The 23190-nt window shown below is 45.3% G+C and carries 21 protein-coding genes and 1 tRNA gene; 14 read left to right on the plus strand and 8 right to left on the minus strand.

Annotated elements, in window-relative coordinates:
- Positions 1–128: 128 nt before the first annotated feature.
- A tRNA-Gln gene (locus tag MKHDV_RS16360) sits at positions 129–203 on the minus strand.
- 176 nt (positions 204–379) lie between these two features.
- Positions 380–2092, minus strand: a complete 1713-nt coding sequence (locus tag MKHDV_RS16365; RefSeq protein ID WP_160717198.1) for a glutamine--tRNA ligase/YqeY domain fusion protein — start codon at positions 2090–2092, stop codon at positions 380–382.
- 659 nt (positions 2093–2751) lie between these two features.
- On the opposite strand from MKHDV_RS16365, the gene MKHDV_RS16370 reads away from it, so the two are divergent.
- The 10 genes from MKHDV_RS16370 (at position 2752) to MKHDV_RS16415 (ending at position 11824) form a co-directional block, all read left to right on the plus strand.
- Positions 2752–3873, plus strand: coding sequence for a branched-chain amino acid ABC transporter substrate-binding protein (locus MKHDV_RS16370; protein ID WP_160717200.1), 1122 nt, complete (start codon positions 2752–2754; stop codon positions 3871–3873).
- Between the two features lie 126 nt (positions 3874–3999).
- Entirely contained in the window at positions 4000–4908 is a 909-nt protein-coding gene (locus MKHDV_RS16375; protein ID WP_160717202.1) for a branched-chain amino acid ABC transporter permease, read from the plus strand.
- Between the two features lie 60 nt (positions 4909–4968).
- Positions 4969–6192, plus strand: coding sequence for a high-affinity branched-chain amino acid ABC transporter permease LivM (gene livM / locus MKHDV_RS16380; protein ID WP_160717204.1), 1224 nt, complete (start codon positions 4969–4971; stop codon positions 6190–6192).
- Positions 6192–6980 carry an ABC transporter ATP-binding protein gene (locus tag MKHDV_RS16385; protein ID WP_160717206.1) on the plus strand — a complete coding sequence of 263 codons (789 nt, stop codon included), beginning with the start codon at positions 6192–6194 and terminating at the stop codon, positions 6978–6980. Before livM ends, MKHDV_RS16385 begins: the two co-directional genes overlap by 1 nt.
- A complete protein-coding gene (locus MKHDV_RS16390) occupies positions 6973–7677 on the plus strand; it encodes an ABC transporter ATP-binding protein (protein ID WP_160717208.1) in 705 nt (234 codons plus the stop codon). The genes MKHDV_RS16385 and MKHDV_RS16390 overlap by 8 nt, the downstream gene beginning before the upstream one ends.
- Before the next feature lie 135 nt (positions 7678–7812).
- Complete coding sequence (locus MKHDV_RS16395; RefSeq protein WP_160717210.1) at positions 7813–8130, plus strand: DUF6765 family protein; 318 nt, start codon at positions 7813–7815, stop codon at positions 8128–8130.
- Positions 8099–8929 carry a DUF6765 family protein gene (locus tag MKHDV_RS16400; protein ID WP_216846946.1) on the plus strand — a complete coding sequence of 277 codons (831 nt, stop codon included), beginning with the start codon at positions 8099–8101 and terminating at the stop codon, positions 8927–8929. The genes MKHDV_RS16395 and MKHDV_RS16400 overlap by 32 nt, the downstream gene beginning before the upstream one ends.
- A gap of 119 nt (positions 8930–9048) precedes the next feature.
- The gene (locus MKHDV_RS16405; protein WP_160717214.1) at positions 9049–10032 is read left to right on the plus strand and encodes an AAA family ATPase; all 984 of its coding nucleotides are present in this window, start codon (positions 9049–9051) and stop codon (positions 10030–10032) included.
- A gap of 26 nt (positions 10033–10058) precedes the next feature.
- The gene (locus tag MKHDV_RS16410; protein ID WP_254060502.1) at positions 10059–11351 is read left to right on the plus strand and encodes a VWA-like domain-containing protein; all 1293 of its coding nucleotides are present in this window, start codon (positions 10059–10061) and stop codon (positions 11349–11351) included.
- 2 nt (positions 11352–11353) lie between these two features.
- Positions 11354–11824 (plus strand): hypothetical protein, encoded by a 471-nt coding sequence (locus MKHDV_RS16415; protein ID WP_160717218.1) that lies wholly within the window; start codon positions 11354–11356, stop codon positions 11822–11824.
- A 186-nt stretch (positions 11825–12010) separates the two neighbouring features.
- Here MKHDV_RS16415 and MKHDV_RS16420 read toward each other — a convergent pair whose 3' ends face one another.
- The 6 genes from MKHDV_RS16420 to MKHDV_RS16445 all read right to left on the minus strand — a co-directional run bounded on the left by MKHDV_RS16420 (position 12011) and on the right by MKHDV_RS16445 (position 20163).
- A complete protein-coding gene (locus MKHDV_RS16420; protein WP_160717220.1) occupies positions 12011–13009 on the minus strand; it encodes a diguanylate cyclase domain-containing protein in 999 nt (332 codons plus the stop codon).
- Positions 13010–13011: 2 nt separating this feature from the next.
- Positions 13012–13596 carry a chemotaxis protein CheB gene (locus tag MKHDV_RS16425; RefSeq protein ID WP_160717222.1) on the minus strand — a complete coding sequence of 195 codons (585 nt, stop codon included), beginning with the start codon at positions 13594–13596 and terminating at the stop codon, positions 13012–13014.
- Between the two features lie 19 nt (positions 13597–13615).
- Complete coding sequence (locus MKHDV_RS16430) at positions 13616–14452, minus strand: protein-glutamate O-methyltransferase CheR (RefSeq protein ID WP_160717224.1); 837 nt, start codon at positions 14450–14452, stop codon at positions 13616–13618.
- Position 14453: 1 nt separating this feature from the next.
- The gene (locus MKHDV_RS16435; RefSeq protein WP_160717226.1) at positions 14454–18620 is read right to left on the minus strand and encodes a response regulator; all 4167 of its coding nucleotides are present in this window, start codon (positions 18618–18620) and stop codon (positions 14454–14456) included.
- A gap of 489 nt (positions 18621–19109) precedes the next feature.
- On the minus strand, positions 19110–19730 hold the full coding sequence (locus MKHDV_RS16440) for a TOBE domain-containing protein (RefSeq protein WP_216846947.1): 621 nt from the start codon (positions 19728–19730) through the stop codon (positions 19110–19112).
- Positions 19639–20163 carry a hypothetical protein gene (locus MKHDV_RS16445; RefSeq protein ID WP_160717230.1) on the minus strand — a complete coding sequence of 175 codons (525 nt, stop codon included), beginning with the start codon at positions 20161–20163 and terminating at the stop codon, positions 19639–19641. The genes MKHDV_RS16440 and MKHDV_RS16445 overlap by 92 nt, the downstream gene beginning before the upstream one ends.
- Before the next feature lie 150 nt (positions 20164–20313).
- Here MKHDV_RS16445 and modA point away from each other — a divergent pair, with 150 nt between their 5' ends.
- The 4 genes from modA to MKHDV_RS16465 are packed head-to-tail and all read left to right on the plus strand — an operon-like array spanning position 20314 to position 23178.
- On the plus strand, positions 20314–21048 hold the full coding sequence (gene modA, locus MKHDV_RS16450) for a molybdate ABC transporter substrate-binding protein (protein WP_160717232.1): 735 nt from the start codon (positions 20314–20316) through the stop codon (positions 21046–21048).
- A 3-nt stretch (positions 21049–21051) separates the two neighbouring features.
- Positions 21052–21711 (plus strand): molybdate ABC transporter permease subunit, encoded by a 660-nt coding sequence (gene modB, locus MKHDV_RS16455; protein ID WP_160717234.1) that lies wholly within the window; start codon positions 21052–21054, stop codon positions 21709–21711.
- Complete coding sequence (locus MKHDV_RS16460) at positions 21708–22472, plus strand: ATP-binding cassette domain-containing protein (protein ID WP_160717236.1); 765 nt, start codon at positions 21708–21710, stop codon at positions 22470–22472. Before modB ends, MKHDV_RS16460 begins: the two co-directional genes overlap by 4 nt.
- Positions 22456–23178 carry a Rossmann-like domain-containing protein gene (locus tag MKHDV_RS16465; RefSeq protein ID WP_160717238.1) on the plus strand — a complete coding sequence of 241 codons (723 nt, stop codon included), beginning with the start codon at positions 22456–22458 and terminating at the stop codon, positions 23176–23178. Before MKHDV_RS16460 ends, MKHDV_RS16465 begins: the two co-directional genes overlap by 17 nt.
- The last annotated feature ends 12 nt before the right edge of the window (positions 23179–23190 follow it).

Genomic DNA, 23190 nt, shown 5'->3' on the forward strand with positions numbered 1-23190 from the left:
AAACTTGCATTTTTTTCTAAAACATACGGCATAACCGCAAATGATAATTCAAATCGAACTAGATATAAACCTAAGTATGATTTGATTATCACCTAGCAACTTGGCCAGTTGCTATTTTAAAAAAAAAATGGTTGGGCCACAAGGACTTGAACCTTGATTAACGGAATCAGAACCCGTCGTCCTGCCAATTGAACGATAGCCCAACAAGTTGTGAGATGTGTATCTATGGAAAACACGGCTTGCTGTCAACGGAAAAACTTTAAAAAAGTACATTTCAATTCATACTTATCAGGCATCCCTTCACAGCACTTTAAAATTACCTATAAAAAAAGCCCCTGTTCCCATGAACAGAGGCCTTAATCGTTTTGACAACCTAACTTTATTTCTGGTTGCGCTCTACACGTTTCCAGCTATCACGCAACGTTGTAGTACGGTTAAATACTGCTTTTTCAGCAGTCATATCGAGATCTGCGCAGTAGTAACCTAGACGTTCAAACTGTACACGCTCACCAGCCTTGCATTCTGCAAGGCGCGGCTCAACGTACGCTGTGATAATTTTTTCTGAATCAGGGTTGATGTAATCAATGAAGGTTTTGCCTTCTTCAACCTTGTTCGGGTTTTCTTTTTCGAAAAGTGGTTCGTACAAACGAACTTCTGCCGGCACCGCGTGCTTTATAGAAACCCAATGCAATGTACCTTTTACCTTACGACCATCTTCGGACCAGCCGCCTTTGGTTTCAGGATCATAGGTACAATGGATTTCAACAATTTCGCCGTTCTCGTCTTTCACAACGTCGGTTGCAGTAATGTAGTATGCGTACCGCAAACGTACTTCTTTACCGATGGCAAGGCGGAAGAACTTTTTGTTCGGCGCTTCTTCACGGAAATCTGCACGCTCAATGTACAGTTCACGAGAAAACGGAACAATGCGCTTGCCGTATTCTTCCAGTTCAGGATGAAGAGGCATATCAAATTCATCTACCTGATCTTCAGGGAAGTTTGTGATCACAACTTTAACAGGATCAACAACGCCCATGAGACGCGGAACAACGGCATTAAGCTTTTCACGCATGCAGAATTCAAGCATTGCTGCGTCAACCATAGAATCAGCTTTTGCTACGCCGATACGGGAACAAAATTCGCGGATAGCTTCCGGAGGACAGCCACGGCGACGCAGACCGGAAATGGTAGGCATACGCGGGTCATCCCAACCATGAACATAATCTTCTTCCACGAGCTGAATGAGCTTACGCTTGGAAAGAACGGTATGTGTCAGGTTCAGACGTGCAAATTCAATCTGCTGCGGACGGTATGCACCAAGAGTTTCGAGCAACCAATCGTACAATTCGCGGTTATTTTCAAACTCGAGAGTACAGATAGAATGTGTGATGTGCTCCTGAGAATCAGAAAGACAATGTGCAAAGTCGTACATTGGGTAAATGCACCATGCATCACCAGTTCTATGGTGAGTCGCTCTGCGGATACGGTACAACGCAGGGTCACGCATGATCATGTTCGGTGAAGTCATATCGATTTTAGCACGCAGAATACATTCACCGTCAGCAAACTCGCCATTGCGCATGCGATTGAAGAGATCAAGGTTCTCTTCAACACTGCGGTTACGGAACGGACTTTCAGTTCCTGTCTCTGTGATTGTACCGCGCATTTCACGGATAGCTTCCAGAGTGGAGTGATCTACGTACGCTTTGCCCATTTCAATCAGCTTTACAGCATGACCGAAAAGCACTTCAAAATAGTTAGAAGTATAAAACGGTTTCTCGCCCCAATCAAAGCCGAGCCATTTTACGTCTTCTTGAATGGACTGAACGTATTCATCTTCTTCTTTCAACGGGTTTGTATCGTCAAAACGAAGATTGCAGATGCCGCCTTCGTGCTCTTGTGCAATGCCGAAGTTCAAGCAGATGGATTTTGCATGCCCAAGATGCAGGTAGCCATTTGGCTCTGGCGGGAAACGGGTATGTACGCGTCCTTCGTACTTTCCGCTCTCACAATCTTCAGCAATAATAGTGCGGATAAAATCCAGACTAGTTCCTTCGTTGTTCTCTTCAGGTGCTACAGGAGCCTTACTCATGAATACGTCCTTAAATCTATTTCTTCGCAATTTTGCGATTATGAACAATTTATAAGCGGATGACATACGGGAAACAACCGCAGCGGTCAATTGGCAGCGATGTGCCTACCTAGTCAAAATACCGATTATTGCCACGTCTAAACATCATTATATACAAGCCGCAACAGTGAACCAAGTACAAATCACGGATTTGATAAAAACACCTCACACCATTGTGCTCGTCAGCAAGTCTGCAGAACATGCGCTCCTCTCCATTTTCTGCAAAAAGAATCAAAATCCTCCTGCCTGATATTTTTTGATATAATCTTGCGTCGATTTTCTGAGAATTTCTGCAATTAATTGAAAAATAAAAATCATATTATCAACTTTTTCGAAAATACTGAGCGCAACATCATTTTTTATCAGTGTGCCACTTTACCTGTTATATCAACAGATAATAAAAAGTATATATAAACTAAATCTGATATATTAAGTTTCTTTCATATATTTTTTACTTTTTTGATAAAAAGAGCAGTTTTCATTTTGACAATTTTAGTATTTTCGGGAACAAAGAATATGAAGGGGACGTTATTTTTTCCCATTCACCCTAGACGACACACGCATCAACAACCATATTGCTAGAATAACAGGCAATACGATTTTCAACGCTGGAGGAACATATGACATTTTCTGGTTTGGTTAAGTCCATCGTAACCGGCCTCGCCGTTACAGCATTGTGTGTACCTGCTTTTGCAGCAGACACTATCAAACTCGGTGTAGCTGGCGCACACAGTGGCGACCTTGCTTCCTATGGTCTGCCAACAGTTAACGCAGCTAAAGTTGTTGTTGAAAAAATCAACGCAGCCGGTGGCGTAAATGGCAAACAGGTTGAACTGCTCATTCAGGATGACCAGTGTAAACCTGAACAGGCTACCAACGTAGCAACCAAACTTATTTCTGACGGTGCAAATGTTGTACTGGGTCATATCTGCTCCGGCGCTACTAAAGCTGCTCTGCCTATCTACACAGAAGGCAAGCTTATCGCCATGTCACCTAGTGCAACCAACCCTATGCTCACCCAGTCCGGTGACTATCCTACATTCTTCCGCACTATCGCATCCGACGATATGCAGGCACGCCTTGGCGTCGACTTTGCTATCGACAAGCTTGGTGCAAAGAAGATTGCAGTACTGCACGACAAAGGTGACTACGGTAAAGGCTACGCAGAATTCGCACGTAAATTTATTGAAGAAGGCGGCAAAGCAGAAGTTGTTATGTTTGAAGGCGTAACACCTGGCGCTCCTGACTACTCCGCAGTAGTACAGAAAATCCGTCGCTTTAAAGCTGACACCGTTATCTACGGTGGTTACCATCCGGAAGCTTCCAAGCTTATCAGCCAGATGCGTAAAAAACGTATTAAAGCAAACTTTGTTTCTGATGACGGCGTAAAAGATGACACCTTTATTAAGGTAGCCGGTAAAAAAGCTGAAGGCGTTTACGCTTCCGGCCCTATCGATGTATCTGACTTGCCTATGTACCAAGAAGCGATTGCAGCACACGTAAAAATGTTCGGTACCGAACCGGGTGCATTCTACCCAGCCGCTTACGCAGCAACCGTAGCAATGCTTACCGCTATCGAACGTGCTGACTCAACAGACTACGATGCAGTAACTGCTAAACTGCGTGGTGAATTTGTTGAAACCCCTATCGGTAAAATCAAATTCAACGAAAAAGGCGACGCGGAAGGCGTTGGCTTCTCCATGTACCAGGTACAAAACGGTAAATACGTAGAACTTAAATAACTCAACAGATTAGCCGCAGCACAACGGGGAGCAATCTCGCATTGTTCCCCGTTTTTTACTCAGATAATTGGCCTCGTACCTGCAACGATTTTTGCAGACAGGCACCTCTCTGACAGGGACATACACATGGATTGGGATTTTTTCATCGAATTGGGTCTTGGCGGATTAACACGCGGGAGTATCTACGCTCTCATCGCGATTGGCTACACGATGGTTTACGGTATTATTGAGCTTATTAACTTTGCCCATGGCGAAATTTACATGCTTGGTGCTTTTACCGGACTCATTGTTGCCGGAGTGATGGGTGTCTACGGATTCCCTGTTTTTGCGATCCTGCTTATGGCAATAGTCATCGCAGTATTGTATTGTGCAGCCTACGGGTACACTATGGAGAAAGTGGCTTACAAACCACTTCGCGGCGCTGCTCGCCTCTCTCCACTTATTTCAGCTATCGGTATGTCACTTTTTCTCCAGAACTACATTATTCTGGCGCAAACATCTGACTTCTTACCGTTTCCAGAATTAATTCCAGATTTCGAATTTATGGAACCAGTTGCACACATCTTTGGTTCTACAGATTTAGTTATCGTAGTTGCCAGCTCCGTATCTATGCTGGCACTGACATTGTTCATCAAATTTACTAAAATGGGCAAAGCCATGCGCGCGACCGCCCAGAACAGAAAAATGGCAATGCTCCTTGGCATTAATGCTGACAAAATCATTTCTACAACCTTCATCATCGGCTCTTCACTGGCAGCGCTTGGTGGCGTGCTTGTTTCTACGCATTCAGGCCAGCTGAACTTCATGATCGGCTTTATTGCTGGTGTAAAAGCATTTACGGCTGCGGTTCTCGGCGGTATCGGCTCCATTCCGGGTGCCATGCTCGGCGGACTATTCCTCGGACTGACAGAAAGCTATGCAGCAGGGTATATTTCCAGTGACTACGAAGACGTTTTCGCCTTCTCACTGCTGGTAATCTTCCTTATTTTCCGTCCTTCCGGCATCTTGGGCAAAGCCCCTGTTGAAAAGGTATAACCGTGTTCACCCGTAACGAAAGAAGGAGTTGCAGAATTTAGTTTCTGCAGAAAAGATACAATGCAAGGACTGAAACAATCCATAATTGCTAGTTTGTGGTTCATGTTCCTTACATTTCCTATCATGGTTGTTCGAGTTAACACTATCGAGAACACCATTGAATGGAGATGGATGAACCTTGCCTACGTCGGCGTAGGAATATTCTTTATATCCTACGTATGGCGCTGGGCCTTGGCTCGTAAAGAAGCCAAACAGTACGAAACTGAATCCACAACTAAACAAAAGAAACAACTCTGGCTCTCCCGTGCAATGGAAGAACCAGCAGTGGCACGCCCTGCTCTTGCAGCAATTTTTGCGCTGAGCGTTGCGTTACCACTTCTTGTAACAACATATCAGACCAACATCTTCATTTCATTTTTGCTGTATGTCGTTCTTGGTCTCGGCTTAAATATTATTGTTGGTGTAGCTGGCCTGCTCTTCCTTGGGCATGCTGCGTTCTACGCAATTGGTGCATACAGCTACGCGCTGCTTAACCACTATTTTGGAATCGGCTTCTGGGTGGCATTACCACTTGGTGGACTATTCGCCTGTCTCGGCGGGATCATGCTTGCCTTCCCTGTTTTGCGACTGCGCGGTGACTATCTCGCAATCGTAACTCTCGGATTCGGCGAGATTGTTCGACTGGTTCTGGAAAACTGGAGTTCTCTGACCGGTGGCCCTTCCGGCATTTCAAACATTGATCGCCCGGGCTTATTCGGTGTGGAACTTTCCGTAGCAGACGCAAACATCTACATTTACTACATCGTTCTCGCGCTTGCTATCATTACCATTATATCTGTGCAGCGATTAAAAGATTCCCGTATCGGCCGTGCTCTTCAAGCACTGCGTGAGGATGAAATCGCTTGTCAGGCAATGGGTATTGACCGCGTTAACGTTAAGCTTATGGCATTCGGGCTTGGTACAGCTTGGGCTGGTTTTGCAGGCGTGATCTTTGCCGCAAAAACCACCTTTATTAACCCAGCCAGTTTTACCTTTATGGAATCAGCAATCATTTTATCCATTGTTGTTCTTGGCGGCATGGGTTCCAACCTTGGTGTGATCCTCGGTTCTGCGTTCCTCGTGCTTATGCCGGAATATCTGCGTGCATTCTCTGAATACCGCATGATCATTTTCGCATCCGCAATGGTACTGATGATGGTATTCCGCCCACAGGGACTTATTGCTCCTAAAGGACGTAAATACCATATTGATGACCCGGATCTTGTCCAAAAAGGAGATTCGTAATGTCTACAGTACTGAACGTTAATGCACTCTCCAAAAGCTTCGGTGGTCTTCGTGCACTCAACGATGTTGATCTGCAAGTGGACAGCGGCGAAATTGTTGCACTCATCGGCCCTAACGGTGCCGGTAAAACAACATTCTTTAACTGCATTACCGGCATTTATGAACCGACTGACGGCGATGTGTTCTTTACTCCTCTCGGAAGTACAGAACGCCGCGTTAACGGCATGAAGCCCAATAAAGTTACTGAACTTGGCATGGCGCGTACCTTCCAGAACATTCGACTTTTTAAGAATATGACTGTGCTGGAAAACGTTATGGTAGCCCGCCATTGCCGCACAAAAGCAGGCATTTTAGATGCACTGCTTCGCCCGCCACATGTGAAGCGTGAAGAAAAAGAAAATATTGATAAAAGCTATGAGCTTCTCAAATATGTAGGTCTAAATCAGCACTACAACGACCTTGCCTGTAACTTGCCGTACGGCGATCAGCGCAAATTAGAAATTGCACGTGCTATGGCGACCCAACCCTCGCTGCTTTTACTTGATGAGCCGGCAGCTGGTATGAACCCGCAGGAAACAGAATCGCTGAAACAGCTGGTGCTTGATATTCGTGACAAGTTCAAACTTGCTATTCTGCTTATTGAGCATGACATGAGCATGGTTATGAGCCTGTCCGATCGTATTTATGTTATGGAATATGGTTGCCTTATTTCTCAAGGTACTCCTAATGAAGTACGTAACGATCCACAGGTTATCAAAGCATACCTCGGGGAGGAAAGCCTTGCTTAAAATTAATGGAATCAACACATTCTACGGCAATATTCATGCTCTGCATGATGTAAGCCTGCATATTGATGAAGGTGAAATCGTAACACTCATCGGCGCTAACGGTGCCGGTAAGTCAACAACCCTCATGTCCATCTGTGGTGGCACACCGCCCCGCACTGGCGAAATTCTCTTTGAGGGAAAACCGATTCACCAAACTAAAATGGATCAAATTGTACGCCTTGGCATCTCACAGGTACCAGAAGGCCGACTCATTTTCCCCGACTTAACCGTTATGGAAAACTTAGAGCTCGGAGCCTTTCTGCGTAACGACAAAAGCGAGATCAAGCGCGATATGGAATACGCCTTCGACCTGTTCCCAATTCTGGAAGAACGCCAGAAGCAGACAGGCGGCACACTCTCCGGTGGTGAACAGCAAATGCTCGCTATCTCCCGTGCCCTGATGGCAAGACCTCGGTTACTGCTCCTTGATGAGCCATCCCTTGGTCTTGCACCTATTATTATCCAGCAGATCTTCCAGATCATTCAAAAGGTTAACGAGTCTGGCACCACAGTATTTCTTGTGGAACAGAATGCTAACCAAGCGCTCAAAGTTGCGCACCGCGGATACGTAATGGAAACAGGACACATTACCATGGAAGATAATGCAGCAACCCTGCTCACCAACGAGGACGTAAAAAAAGCATACCTTGGCTTATAGCCAAACCCATTCGAGAGAGGGCGACAGCTGTTGCTGCGCCCTTTTTTGGTTTCTAATACTCAAAATTAATTACACATATCCCTCTAATATCATGTATGATACGCACAAATAAACATGATACTGGAGGGGTTTCTTATGCAATTAGACATGCATTTCTACGGCACCTACGCACTTGCCCGTGCCGCTGGCATCCCGCAAAAGGATGCATACACCATCGCGTACGCAGCACAGTACGTGGATGACTCCACAAAACAGGATAGCAAGCAGCATGAAGACGGTGGGATTCTCTATGGCATTGCCACATCCCATGAAGGCGGCCAGTACATATTAAAACACCCCAAAGATGTACATGGCGCACGCGAGGAACAACGCCGCGTGTGGGTTCCATTCCACTTCCTTCCCGGTGCGCAAGGCAAAGATTTTGAAGAACAGCTTCTTTGCAAAAAAAAATAGCAAACCTGCTCAGAATATGATGCGTAACCACCTCGCCCTTGCCCAACAAAAAACATATGGTCTAGAGTTGCTTGGCATTGCTGCGCATGTCTATATGGACACCTTCTCTCACTCCGGTTTTTCTGGCGTTGGCTCTTCATTAAACAAAGTTATTGAGGGAAGTATTAAGCCGCTAGATGTCAAAGATCCTAAAATGGCTGATTACGTGCTTACCAAACTTGGACGTTTCGTTAAACGGTTTAAGATTGGCAGTGTGATCAGTTTTTTTGCAGAAGAAAGCACAAGCAGCCTCGGGCATGGTGCCGTTGCAACATTTCCTGACCGTCCGTATTTGAAATGGTGTTTCGAATACGAATATCCGCATGAAAGTTCAGAATCTAATCTTCCGATTGAAGCAGAACAAATAGAAACACGTGATAATAAAATAAACTTCTTTGAAGGATGCGAGCTGCTTTACAGCTATTTCCGCCAACATGCTGAAGACGTATATGACTCGCCGGAATTCATCCCATTTGATGACATTGCAGATGACATTAAAGCAATTATTGCAGTTGAAGAAGACTGTGATGGGCGAGTCGACGAATGGCGCGCCCTGAAATGGAATAATACACCAATCATTGAACCCAAAGTTCGATACAACAAGAGTGATTGGGAAAATCAAAAGTTCGACTTTGAAGACAAAGAAGAAGCAAAAGACAATATTTCAACCAACGTCTATCGATTCCATCAGGCAGCCGCATATCACCGGTACTACGTGCTCAAAGATTTGCTCCCAGCCTATGGGATAGCCGTTTACTAATTACAAACCAATGTCATTCAGCCGCACATATGTGCGGCTTTTTTTATGTGTCCTCATTGTTGCAATTGACTTTGATTATCATCTTCAATACTCTTCGTAAAAACGTAACGGAGAAATGAATGAGACCATCCGAGATTGCATCTGCTTTAGAAACACTGCTCACAGTAAAACAGCCAGCATTCATCTGGGGAGCCCCCGGTGTAGGCAAAAGTCAAATAGTCGCACAGTTGGCAACAAAACAAGGGCTTACCCTTGTGGATATCCGCGCTGTCCTTCTTGATCCTGTTGACCTTAGAGGTATTCCTCGCATTGATGATACAGGTAAAACCGCGTGGTGTGCCCCCTCCTTCCTGCCAACTGAAGGTAAAGGCATTCTATTTTTAGATGAGCTAAACACTGCACCGCCACTAGTTCAGGCCGCATGTTACCAGCTTGTTCTCGACAGAAAACTTGGCGAATACGAGCTGCCCGAAGGTTGGACAATTCTCGCAGCAGGCAACCGCGAATCAGACAAAGCAGTCACCCATAGGATGCCGTCTGCGCTTGCAAACCGCATGGTGCATCTCGATTTTGAAGCAAACCTCGACGACTGGCTCACATGGGCGGACGACAACGAAGTCATCCCGTCACTCAAAGCATTTCTGCGTTTTCGTCCTAAATTACTGCATGCTTTTGATCCGAAAAAAAATGACAAAGCTTTTCCATCCCCTCGATCATGGGAATTTGTTTCCAACATCCTCGCTGCCAACCCTGTAGCCAATACTAAACGCGCCCTGATAACAGGCGCGGTTGGCGAAGGTGCAGCGACAGAATATCTTGCATTCATGACGGCATGTGATGAGTTACCAAGCGTCGAAGCCGTTCTCGCAAATCCTGACACTATTGAACTTCCGGACGATCCTGCTGTTGCATACGCACTCTGCGAATCAGTCGCTCGCAAAGCATCGGACGACGTAATTCCTCAGATTGCTATTTTAGCCGCGCGACTTCCTATCGAATTCAGCGTGCTACTTATGCGTGACTCTGCCGCCACATCACCATCAATTGTGGAAACTCCTTCATTCGCTAACTGGGCATGTGCCAACAGCGATATTCTGGTCTAACTATGCACCAAGCCGCGCAGACAAAAATGCTCAAAGCCCGCATGGAGCTTGTGCTTGATCATCCATTTTTTGCAAACCTCGCACTCCGTTTAGAGTTCCGTGAAGACCCAACATGCCGAACAGCATGGGCAGACGGGCAAACACTTGGGTACAACCCCATCTACATTGATGCTCTCCCATTAGAGAAAGTGAAAGGGTTGCAGTGCCATGAGGTACTGCACCTTGCCTGCTGTCACCATACACGCCGTGGTTTACGGGACGTAAAGCTCTGGAATACATCCTGCGATTACGCAATTAACCCAGTCCTTCTAGAAGCTGGAGTCGAGCTTCCGACCGGCTACCTTGATGATCCTAAACACCACGGAAAAAGCGCCGAGGCTATCTACTCTGCTCTCAAAAACCATAATGAAGAGCTCAAGGGCGGAGCCGACGGTGGTGCAGAACAAGGAGCTGTTGCAGGAGAAGATCTGGAAGGCGGCGGTGACGGCGATGCCATGTCTGAAAGCGAAGACGAAAAATCTGCGCAAGGCAGCGATGGCGAAGCACCGGAAGAAAAAGGAGACGGTGCAGGAGCTGGCGATGATGGTGAGGATGATCAGGATCAGTCAGACGACAGCAACGATCCGGGTATGACTGGCGAAGTACGCGATGCGCCATCAAACGGCGGCGGCACAGATAGTGAATCCACGCAGCAACAGGAAGACGCATGGCGTTCGGCGCTCACTCAAGCTATCCACAAGTCGCTTGAATTTGGAGATCTCCCCGGCAATATGGAGCGCCTGTTTAACAACATCATGTCTCCCACTCTTAACTGGCAGGAACTCTTGCGACAATTTATGTCAGATGCTGCAAAGAACGACTTCTCGTGGGTGCGTCCCAACAGACGCTATATCCACGCAGGCTTGTTTCTTCCCGGTATGCACAGTGAAGAGTTGCCGGAAGTCGCCGTAGCAGTGGATGTATCCGGCAGTATCACACAGCACGAACTAGACATCTTCGCAGCGGAACTTTCCGACATTCTTGAAGAGTTCGATACAACAATCACAGCCATTGCATGTGACACACAAATTTCTGAAGAAAAAAGACTCTCCAAATGGGACTTACCGCTTGAGCTCACAGCCTCCGGCGGTGGCGGGACAGATTTCCGTCCCCCATTCCACAGATTGGAAGAAGAAGGGATCACGCCTGCGTGTCTCATCTACTTAACAGACATGCAATGTAACCTATTTCCAGAAGACCCCGGATATCCCGTACTCTGGGTCAGCACAACACCACAATACAACGCTCCGCCTTTCGGCGAAGTGCTTGTTCTGGAGTAACCATGAATATTGACTGGTCCATCAGTAAAAAGCGAGGCAACTTCCGCCCGATTCTGACCTATGCCATTACCCTTACTGACTTTGAGAAAAGTCTTGCCATGCCGCCAGTGCGAACAACAAGCACCATCCCAAAGCCTCCTGAGGTCGGTTGGACACACTGTTGGCCTGATCAACATGAGCGCACAGACTGGAAGCCTTCAGAGTATTATCAGCTCGCGGCTCCATCACATAAGGAAAAGGAAACACTTGTGACTCTCAAGCTTCCGTGGCGTGAGTCAAACGAGTATCCAGAAGTAGAAGAGTCGCTCGCAATCCTGCGTGACGCGTTCGAAAAAGCACTCATCACTTCTATGAACAGCACCGCAGTCAAGACACAAGGCAGTCTCAAAACCTCTGCATCAGCAAAAGGCATTATCGCCCCTACTTTTGCAGCGGAACGAATTTTACAGTCGGTGGCTCGAAAGACGGCATAATAACTCCTAGCTATTACAACTAAAAAAAGGGCTGTCCTTCGTTTGAAGGACAGCCCTTTTTTCAAGAAAATTTATTTTCTCGGAAAGTCTATTTACGATTCCTCATTGAAAACTGTGAAGAATTCCACACAAAAATATATCTTTCAGAAAGAACAATAAGACCTGATCGGGGGTCAGAACTTACTGTTAGCATTCAAGAACAGCTGAACAACACACGTTACGACCATCGCCTTTTGCTTTATACAAAGCTGCATCTGCGGCTTTTATAAGCGAAAGCGTGTCTTCTTTTTGTGTCGGAACAATAGAAGCAGCGCCAACGCTCACAGTTACATGAGCAGAAACAGGCGAACCGTCATGGGGGATAGCGAGAGACTCAATATTATTACGCACACGCTCTGCAACGTATTGTGCTCCTGCAAGTTCAGTATCCGGCAGGATTATCGCAAACTCTTCACCGCCCACACGCGCCGTTCTATCAACATCACGCTTTACGGTGTCAGCTAACGCCTGCGCGACCTGAACAAGGCACTCATCGCCTTTAGCATGTCCGTAGGTATCGTTGTATGCTTTGAAGAAATCAATATCGATAAGAATAAGAGACAACCAAGATTTGTTTCGGTGTGCCCGCTTCCATTCATAGGAAAAGTTTGTATTAAACTGACGTTTATTCAGTAAGCCTGTAAGACCATCAGTGATGGAAAGAAGAAGGAGCTGTTCGTTTGTCTGCTCCAACTGCTGTTGCAATTCTTCAAGCTCTGCAAGCTTTTGGTCAAGCTCAAGGCTCTTTTTCTCAAGCGCTTCTTTATGATGGAACAGTTCGATAAAAACGCCAACCTTACTTTTAAAGATATGAGCATCAAGCGGTTTAAACAAATAGTCAACAGCACCTGATTCATATCCCTTAAAAACTTGGGCTTTCCCCTTTACCTCTGCCGTTACAAAAATAATCGGTATATGCTTTGTTTTTCTATTACCACGCATAAGTTCTGCAACTTCATAACCGTCCATTCCCGGCATCTGAACATCCAACAAAACTAATGCAAAATCATAATCAAGCATTTGGGCGAGTGCTTCCTCACCCGAGTTTGCCCGAATAATATCTATTCCAGGTTGTTCTAACAGGCCTTCCAACGTAAGGAGGTTTTCTGGCCTATCATCCACTATGAGTACCTTGGCGATTCCCATGGTTATCCTCTATTACTAAGTGAATTCATAAATAGCCCGATTTCATTCAAGGGAAGAATAAAATCTGGACTTGAAGCCGCAAGTGCAGCCCTCGGCATTGTATCAAACTCCGCAGATTTCGGAGATTGAACAATGGTAAGACCGCAGCGTTTTTGTATTGTAGACAATCCATTGGCACCGTCAGAAGTTGTTCCTGTCAGAATAATTCCCACAAGCGATTCGCAATATGCTTCTGACGCAGTCTCAAATAAAACATCAATGGATGGTCGCGATAAATTAACCCTGTCCTGCACAGACAACGCAAGACTTTTGTCCGGCTCCACTAACAGGTGATAATTAGGTGGAGAAATATATACGTTACCTTCTCTAACTTGATCCTTGTCCTCAGCTTCCCGCACTAAGCCCGTGCCGTACTGACTAAGCAAAACTGGTAATCGGCTTTCATAATTCGGACTGACATGCTGAACAATAAGAATAGGCAGTCGAAACTTTTCATCCAGTTGAGAAAAAACACGGTGCAAAGCGGTGAGCCCCCCTGCAGATGTTCCTATAACAATAGCTTCATATTTCCGTGTGCTCTTCTCCATCTACTATCCTAGTGAGTAATTACATGCGTTTTTTACGATAAATTTTCTCACGTTCGGCAACCACTTCGAACTTATGTGCTACGTCTGAAAACTTAATATTTTCCTTTGACCCAAGGCATAGGAATCCCCCCGGACATAAGCTTTCGTAAAACAAGTTCAGCACTCTATTTTGTAGATCTCTATTAAAATAGATAAGAACGTTGCGACAAAAAATAGCGTTCATTTCTCCAAACACGCCATCTGTCACAAGGTTGTGTGAAGAAAAAAGAACCTGTTCTTTTAAAAATCTCTTCATAACAACATTGTCGTAGTCCGCAGTGTAATAATCTGAAAAAGAACTGCTGCCCCCAGCCTGCTGGTAATTTGCGGTATATTCGCGCACCAAATTCATGGGGTAAATGCCATCCTTAGCCTTGGCTAAAATCAGTTCGTTAAAGTCTGTTGCGTACATTTGCACACGCTCTTTCATGCCCTCTTCCCGCAAAACAATGCCCATAGAATAGACTTCCTGTCCGGCGGAGCAGCCTGCATGCCAAACTTTAGCAAACGGGTACGTTTGCAGATACGGGACCACAAACTCCCGAACTTTCTTGTAGAACCAAGGATCTCTAAACATTTCAGTCACATTAATCGACAAATCCAAAAGTAATCTGTTGAAAAATGATTCATCATGTATAAGCAAATGCTGCATTGCTGCCATATTAGGCAACCCTTCAAGCGTACGCCTATGTTCCAGCCTGCGCTTTGTATGGGCACTTGCATATTTTCTAAAATCATACCCGTACTTTAAGTAAATAGCTTCCAGTAGAAGTTTTACCTCTAATCGATCATTTTCAACCTGCTCAATTTCACACATGCTAGTACAACCAAACACGCATCATAGAAAGAAGCTTATCGGTATTAACCGGCTTTGAAAGGTAATCGCTTGCTCCAGAATCAATGCACTTACTTCTGTCACCCTTCATAGCTTTTGCAGTCAGGGCAATAATCGGCAGTTTTGCGTATTCCGGATTCTTACGAATCTCAGTCATTGCCTCGTACCCATCCATTTTGGGCATCATAATATCCATAAGCACACAGTCAATTGATTCGACTTCTTCGAGTTTTTCAAGACACTCGATACCGTTTTTAGCGACAACAACATCCATGTTTCTGTCTTCAAGAACACTGGATAACGCAAAAACGTTACGCATATCATCATCCACAATCATGATTTTTTTGCCATTAAGCACAGATTCTTTATCGTGCACCAGCTTGAGCATCTGCTGTTTGTCATGTGGCAGGTTTGATTCCACCCGGTGCAAAAACAAAGCAGATTCATCAAGTAATCGTTCTGGAGATTTTACCCCTTTGATGATTATGCTATCGGCGTATTTACTAAGTTGCTTCTCTTCATCATGGGTCAAATCACGACCTGTATAGATAATGACTGGAACACGCATAGAAGATTCACTCATTCGGATCTTTTCCAGCAACTCAAAGCCGGACATATCTTCGAGTCCTAAGTCCAGAATCATACAATCGTAATTGCCTCTGGAAAGCTCTTCATACGCAGCCCTGCCAGTAGCAACGTCGGTTGTTTTCACATCACCGTTACCGATTAAATCTTTGATGCTCTTGCACTGAATTTTATCATCTTCAACAAGCAGTAAATTACGCACTGGTTTGGAAATAACATCTTCAAGCGCGCTGAATGCTTCTTCAACATGTTCCATGGTCACTGGTTTTGCCAGATACCCGATTGCTCCCATACGCAAAGCATCAAGAGAATTGTCGTTAGCAGACATGAAATGAACTGGAACATGACGTAATTCCGGATTATCTTTCAGTCGTTCCATTACGGTCCAACCGTCAATTCCCGGAAGACCAACATCCAGAATTATTGCACTCGGTTTGTAATAATCCGCAAAGTGCAATCCTGTTTCACCGTCCTCTGCCACAAGACACAGGAATCCGCGTTCACGACCGAAGTCGCGCATAATTTTTGCGAAATTCCAATCATCTTCAATAATCAGCAGGCTTCGAGATTCCGGAGTAATGGCTACACGGTCATCCTCAACGTATTCACTCTCTTTCGGCGGAGCAGGTTTTTCCTGCGCTGGTATTGAAACAACCGGCGCAGACGTTCGAGATGATCCAGCCTCCCCGTCACAAGCCACCTTTTCTGTAGAAGCAAGTTCAGGCTTGGCAAAGCCTTCACCGCCTGCTGCAAGCGGCAGGTCTATTTTTTCAAATACGTCGGCCTGTTCAACAGTCTCTTGGTAGAATTCAGGGAGAACCACTGTAAAGGTGCTGCCTTTTCCTTCATCACTTTCAAGATAAATAGCGCCCTGCAACAATCTGGAAAGCTCGCGAGAAATGGAAAGTCCAAGTCCTGTCCCGCCATAATTTCGGCTCGTGCTGCCATCTGCTTGTTGGAATGCCTGGAAAATAGCAGTCTGCTTATCGCTGGCAATACCAATTCCTTCATCAGATACAGCAAAGGCCAATGCATTGCTGGCATCAATTCCCAAATCATCAGTCATAGCCTGAGGTGGCCTTGCGATGGATAAGGAAACTGTTCCCTCATGCGTGAACTTAAAGGCATTGGTAAGTAAATTACGTAAGACCTGCTGCAATCTCTGAGAATCCGTTTCCAGTGCTGCCGGAACATCCTGTCCAACAGTTATTTCGAAGTTAATTCCTTTGTCTGCGGCTATATCTCTATAAAGACGATTAATATCCTGAATCAAATTGGAAACGCCGACAGGTTCAATAATTAGCTCGACTTTTCCTGCTTCAATTTTTGAAAGATCCAAAATTTCATTAATAAGAGTCAACAAATCTGAACCGGAAGAATGGATCGCATAGGCAGATTCAATCTGCTTATCACTCAAGTTGCCGTCTTTATTTTGACCGAACAGCTGAGATAAAATGAGAATTGAGTTCAGAGGAGTGCGTAATTCATGCGACATATTCGCTAAGAATTCAGACTTATACTTACTTGCCACTTCTAAATCTTGGGCTTTCTGCCTTACAGCTTTCTGTGCTTTGACCAGCTCAGAATTCTTTACAGCAATGGCAGTCTTCTGTTCTTCGAGTGCTTTTGTACGTTCTTCAAGCTCTTCATTGATAACACGAAGTTCTTCCTGTTGTGCCTGAAGTTCGGATTCGGATTCTTTAAGAACCTTAGCCTGCCCTTCAAGCTCTTCGTTCGTTACTCGAAGCTCTTCCTGCTGTTGCTGCAATCGTGACTCAGATTCAAGCAACGCATCGGTCTGTTCTTCCAACTCTTCGTTGGTAACACGCAGCTCTTCCTGTTGCATCTGTGCCTGTTCCAACAATTCATGCACGAGCTGACGGGACTGCGCAGCGTTCATCAAAATCGCCAAGTTTTCAATATTCTGCTCAATAAATTTTCTATGTAACGGCGAAAATGTGTCGAGAGTTCCTAATAGAATAACTCCAACAACTCTGTTCTCAAAAGCAACCGGCACTGCCATATATGCATTTGAAAGAACTTCCCCCACGCCGTAGTTCACAGCAGGAACATCTTCAGTAACATTTGAGAACACAATAATTTCGTTTTCAAATGCCGCCTGCCCTACGATCCCTTCACCCATCGCAACACGGTTAAAATTACCTTTGCGGTCAGTAAAAGCATAACTCGCTCTCAGCTCCAACATGTCATCGACCAACGCATAGACTGCACCAAGTTGTGCGCCCATGTGCTTACAAAGATATGCGATAGATGTTCGGGCTAATTCCTGAGGAGTATGCTCCCCACGCATGGAGTCATCCAGCCCTTCCTTGCCGGACTTCAACCAGTCCAGCTCCTGAAGATTACGAGCCATACTATCTAGAGAACGGGCAAGATCACCCAGTTCGTCTTGTTGATCGACTTCTATCGTTGCGTCAAGATTGCCATCTGCAATGGCCTGAGCAAATTCCATATCCGCAATGATCGGGCGAGTGATTGTACGGGAAAAGAAGACCGCAAGCAGACCCACAAGAAGAAGTAAAAAACCGGACACAATGCCGAGCACTTCATATGTCTGCCTGATAGGAGCAGTAACTTCGTATTTATTAATCTTGGAGATAAGGAACCAACGGATACCGGCAATACTCAGTTCATTATAGGCAACAAGAACCTCTTGGCCTGAACTGTCAGTATAGGTGCTATGACCACCGGATTCTCCGGCAGCAGCAGCGTCTTTCCAGTAATCCAATGGGCTCTGGAGAGAATAGCCGACAACAAAAGCACCATTTCCCATAGTGCGCAGGTTGCTACGAAATTCATATTTATTCTGAGCCAGATTAACGCCCATAAGATACGATTCGCCCGTGCTCCCCATTCCCTGACGGGAATCAACAACTCGAGTAATAAGCTTTGGGGTCAACTGGAAGATGAGAACACCGACAACTTTGCCGTATTCGTCACGGATGGGTTCTGCAATAAAAGCCGCTTCGACTCCACCGCTTGGTTCATACCTTGCAAAATCGACAAGTGTTGTTTTTCCAGAAGTAATAGCGCGCTTCCACGCATTCCCAAGTCCGCTATTCCTGTACTGACCGAGCTTTAAATTCGTTCCCAGATCTTCTTCACGGGCAAGAGAGAAGAGCACGTTCCCCTCGTCAGCATCAACAAGGAACAAGTCATGGTACCCATAGGCACTGATATATTTTTTTAACGGGGATACAAAGCTTCGGAATTCTTCTTGATATTGCAAAGAATGCGCATCTTTGACCAAAGAGTGATCTTTGATTTTCTCCAGACGATGTCTGGTCAGTAACCGCATCATTTCTTGAATTCGTTCAGAGTCTGCTAAAATACTGATCCGAGCAAAACTTGTCGTAAAGAAATCTTCTATTTGCCCTTTACGAATCGACTGTACTGTTATCAGCTGATTATACGATTTTTCCATCAATGCATCTGTTGCCAGCTTACTCCCCACAATACTCACAATAAGCAGAGGAATAGCACCGACAGAAACAAGTAAAAATACAAGTTTAGGTCTAATACGGATATCTGAAAGACGGATCATCAAAGCCCCCCCGAGCATACGCAAACACTTACATACGTTTCATTGAAACAATGAAACACTCTTCTTCATAGCAACTACGTATTCATAATTATTTTAAGACGTAAGATTAGACCAACGACTATGTTCTAACTTGAACAGAAAATCAATATTATTAACTCAAAACCATGTTTTTTATGAGTAAACAATAAACAGTGGGAGTGTCAGCCACCTAAAAAAGCGTTGCAAAAATGCACAACAAAAACCCTGACCACCGTTCACCATTCCTGATTATCAATTTATCATCATCTTTTTACATAGAAAATATAAATACACATTCATAATTCACATTATTGGATGAAATACTATGTAAAATTTTAAATAAAAAAACCTCTGCATTGAGTGCAAAGGCTTTTCATTTCTTCTGAATAGATAGCAAAATTGAGTTTAGAAAAAATACATGATCAAGTCACATTTCATTAAATACTGTAACCAGATAATACGTTGTTTTTCCTAATATACAGAATGGAGTACAACTGAAAGCTCTTTAAAATAGACGTCAACTAAACTTCCAACATCAATATTTAAAGAATCAATCACGTTTTTAGAAACAAGTGAACATATACCGCTACCATCTTCCAGATGGCCCGTTACCTCAGATAACACTTCTGTTGATGCAATACGTTCCACACTGCACGTAAATTTATTCCTGCACCCCTCATTATTACAAGCGTATTGCTTACTAATATCAATATAAGGAGCTTTAATAGTCGCAACTACAGGAGTCCCGATACAAATTTTCAAAGTACGCAAACTTTCTTCTGTGATCAGAGAGAAAATGGACATGCCGGATTCGGTTACAACCTCAACTTCAGCCATTATGCCATCAGCTGACACTCGCGCTACATGCCCCACAAATGAGTTACGGGCACTTGTCCTACGCTGCATCTCATTATGCGCTTTGCGGACGATCGAAGTCACATCATCATTTGTATAATTTCGAAAACTGGCCAGAACATCTGCGGACAGATGCCCGAGCACGTTACTGACTACCAGTAGCGGGACACCGCCGCGCACCATTTCCAGAGCACGGCTGTACCGCAACACTCTCGGCGTTGCCAAAGCTTTCGGCAAACCGCAATCCATGGCACGGGCATAAAAAATTCTCCGCACATACCCCGGGTCCATATGAAAAAAAATGTCCGCGAAGACTGTATCCCATGGAACTTTCGAGTACTTCCTGTATCGAATCACTGGCAAAGGTTTCCAAAGGAACATCCCGTTTGGTTTCCCCATGCCCTAAGCAGACAATTTTACGTGAAAAATCAAATGCAGTTCTGTCATCCAGCGTCAAAACTTCCCCGAGCCTCGCTCCGGTAAATCGTAACAACAAGAACAATGCACGCATACGCTGACGGGAACGTACATACTCCTGCCTGTCCGTTGCCGCACACCACGCGTTAAAAGACTGGAGGAAAACTTCAAGCTGTTGCGGCTCAAGATATCGCAACGAATCAGAAACAGTAAAAATAGTATGCGGGGATAGTGATCCGACATGTTCAGGCATGACAACTCCACGGGAAGTCACGGTTTCAAATTTTTCCGTGACGTGCTTGTTCTAAATAAGCAATCTTCATAGAAGCAGATACAAAAGTAAAGTCATGAAATTTTCAACGGTTACAAACTTCCTATTTCTCAGAATATATGGAGACTTCGTATGAAACTACTGCTTACCCTTATGATGGCTCTTTGCGTATCTCTGCCAGCTAATGCACAGGCAGCTAATCTCATAATTGCTCAGGCTGCGAACTTTATGCCCGCGATGCAAGAGATTATTCCTGCTTTTGAAAAAGAAACAGGGATCAAAGTGCAGGCAACCTACACTTCCACAGGCAAGCTGTACGGACAGATCATCAGCGGTGCTCCATTTGACATGTTCCTTGCTGCCGACACTCTTCGCCCTGAAAAATTATTTGCTGAAAACCTTGTGCAGGAACCTTTCATCTATGCAAAGGGACGTATTGTTCTTTGGACACGTAATGAAAAGCTCTGTGGAAAGTCGTGGAAAGAGAGCATCAGCTCCCCTGATGTTACCCACATTGCCATTGCTAATACAGAGACTGCTCCATACGGCACCGTGGCGAAGATTGCATTGGAAAAAGAACAACTCTGGACAACTATTCAGCCCAAACTTGCCATCGGACAATCAATCTCTCAGGTGTTCCAGTATGTGGCTACCAGAGCAGCAGATGCAGGTTTTTGTGCGTACTCTTACATGTTCACACCTGAAGGAAAAAATGGATGCTTTGTCCCAGTGAAAGAAGCACCAATGGTTATCCAGAAAGCATGTATTCTTAAAAGTACACCCAATAAACAAGCAGCAGAAAAATTTGCAGCATTTCTCGGTTCCCCGACAGTAACGGCCATCAAAAGTAAATACGGGTACGAATAAACTATGACGCTAGAGCCTCTCCTCCTCTCAGCAAAACTAGCGTTTTGTACTATGGTGCTCATTCCGTTACTTGCGTTTCCCCCTGCATATTTCCTCGCCTTTGGAAAATGCAGAGGGAAAAGCATTCTGGATGCTCTCATCACGCTGCCCATGGTTATCCCCCCAACGGTTCTCGGTTTCGGGCTGCTCATTCTTATGACACCCTCGGGAGCCGTCGGTTCAACATGGCAGAGCCTGACAGGCGACAGGCTCATATTCAGCTTTGCGGGTATTCTATTTGCGTCCCTCATTTTCAATCTACCCTTTGCAGTGCAGCCACTGCGAGCGTCGTTTGAAAAACTGGACAAACGATTACTGGAAAGTGCGGCAGTCTTAGGACTGTCTCCATTCCAAACGTTTTACCGTGTCATACTCCCAAACTGTGTAAGCGGCATCGTGGCAAGTTCCATTTTGGTGTTCGCCCACAGCCTTGGGGAGTTCGGTGTTATTCTTATGGTCGGCGGCAGCATACCGGGGCGGACGCAGGTTGCATCTATTGCAATCTTCGAAGCAGTTGAAGCACTTCGATATGATGACGCCATCTATATGTCTGCGGCACTGGTACCTGTATGTTTTGTCTTTCTCTTAGTCATCAACGCCGTCAACGGGAGGCAGCAGTCATGACGCTTACACTTTCCGTATCCAAACAGCTTGAAAACATTACCGTACAGCTTGAAACAACCTGTCCGTCTAATACGTTGACAGCGATTGTCGGCCCTTCCGGCTCTGGAAAGACAACCCTTATCCGTATGCTTGCAGGACTTGAGACTCCGGACAGCGGCACTATAAGCTGTAACGACAATGTCTGGTTTTCCAGCACATCCGGCATAGCAGTTCCCCCGCAACGTCGGCATGTCGGACTGGTATTTCAGGACTACACGCTCTTCCCGCATCTTACGGTAGAAAAGAACATTCTCTTTGCCGCAGTAAAGCCGGAAACCGTGCCTGAATTGCTACAGACGTTTGGAATTGAGCACATAAAACACAAAAAGCCGCACTCCATTTCTGGTGGAGAACGGCAACGGGCAGCATTCTGTCAGGCACTGGCACGGGAACCAGTGGCACTACTATTAGATGAACCGTTTTCGGCGCTTGATGTAACAACACGTCGGAAACTTCAACACTTGCTGTTAGAAATAAAAACGCGACTTCCGATCCCAATTATCCATGTGACACATGATCTGGAAGAGGCTACCCTGCTTGGTGACACCATTATCGCAATGGAACAGGGAAAACTTTCTCCAAACTGGCTTAATACACAGTTGCTTGCGGCGCATCAGGCCGCTCAAAGCAACATCATGTATGAACAATGCCACCACTGTGGCATGAAACCCATAACGCCGATCACAACGTTAAGCGAGAAACAGAATGCAGGCATTAGCTAATATCCACGAGCAGGCTCTTTCCCATTGGAAAGAACAAAATATTCTTCATGAAAAAATTGTCGTCTCCGCCAAGCCGCTCACCGCTGAGGAAGCTATCGGTAAGCCCGATGATCTGGACTACCCAATTCAGCAGGGCAAAGAGCATCTGATGGAAGCCACATTCAACGGCTACAAAGGTCAGGCTTTCACCGGCAGCCGCGGCACCTTCTCCGGAACACTTGCAGATATTGCAGCCCTTCCGCTTACCGACGATTTTAACCGCGCCATCTTTGTAGCAACACTCAATGCCGTAGGCTGTGCTTATGACAACACAACCAACACCATTCACTGTAAAGACAATGAACCAAAAGAGTGTGCGAAACAGCTTCGCGAATATATTCAAAAAAAATACGGAAAATGCCGCATCACAATTATCGGTTTCCAGCCAATGATGACCGAAGCGCTTCAGTCAGACTTTGAAGTCCGTCTTGTCGATCTTGATCCCAACAACATCGGACAAGTAAAGCGCGGCGTGATGGTAGAGGGCAAAGAAAGTACAAACGAGGCAATAGCATGGGCAGACCTGCTACTGATAACAGGCACTACGCTTGCCAACAACTCCATCGATCTCTTCCTCACCGACAAACCGGTTATCTTTTATGGAACCACCATTGCCGGTGCTGCACCATACATGAACTGGGAACGCTTCTGTCCTATGAGCAAATAGGACTTATCGAGC

Source organism: Halodesulfovibrio sp. MK-HDV, from assembly GCF_009914765.1.
GTDB lineage: Bacteria > Desulfobacterota > Desulfovibrionia > Desulfovibrionales > Desulfovibrionaceae > Halodesulfovibrio.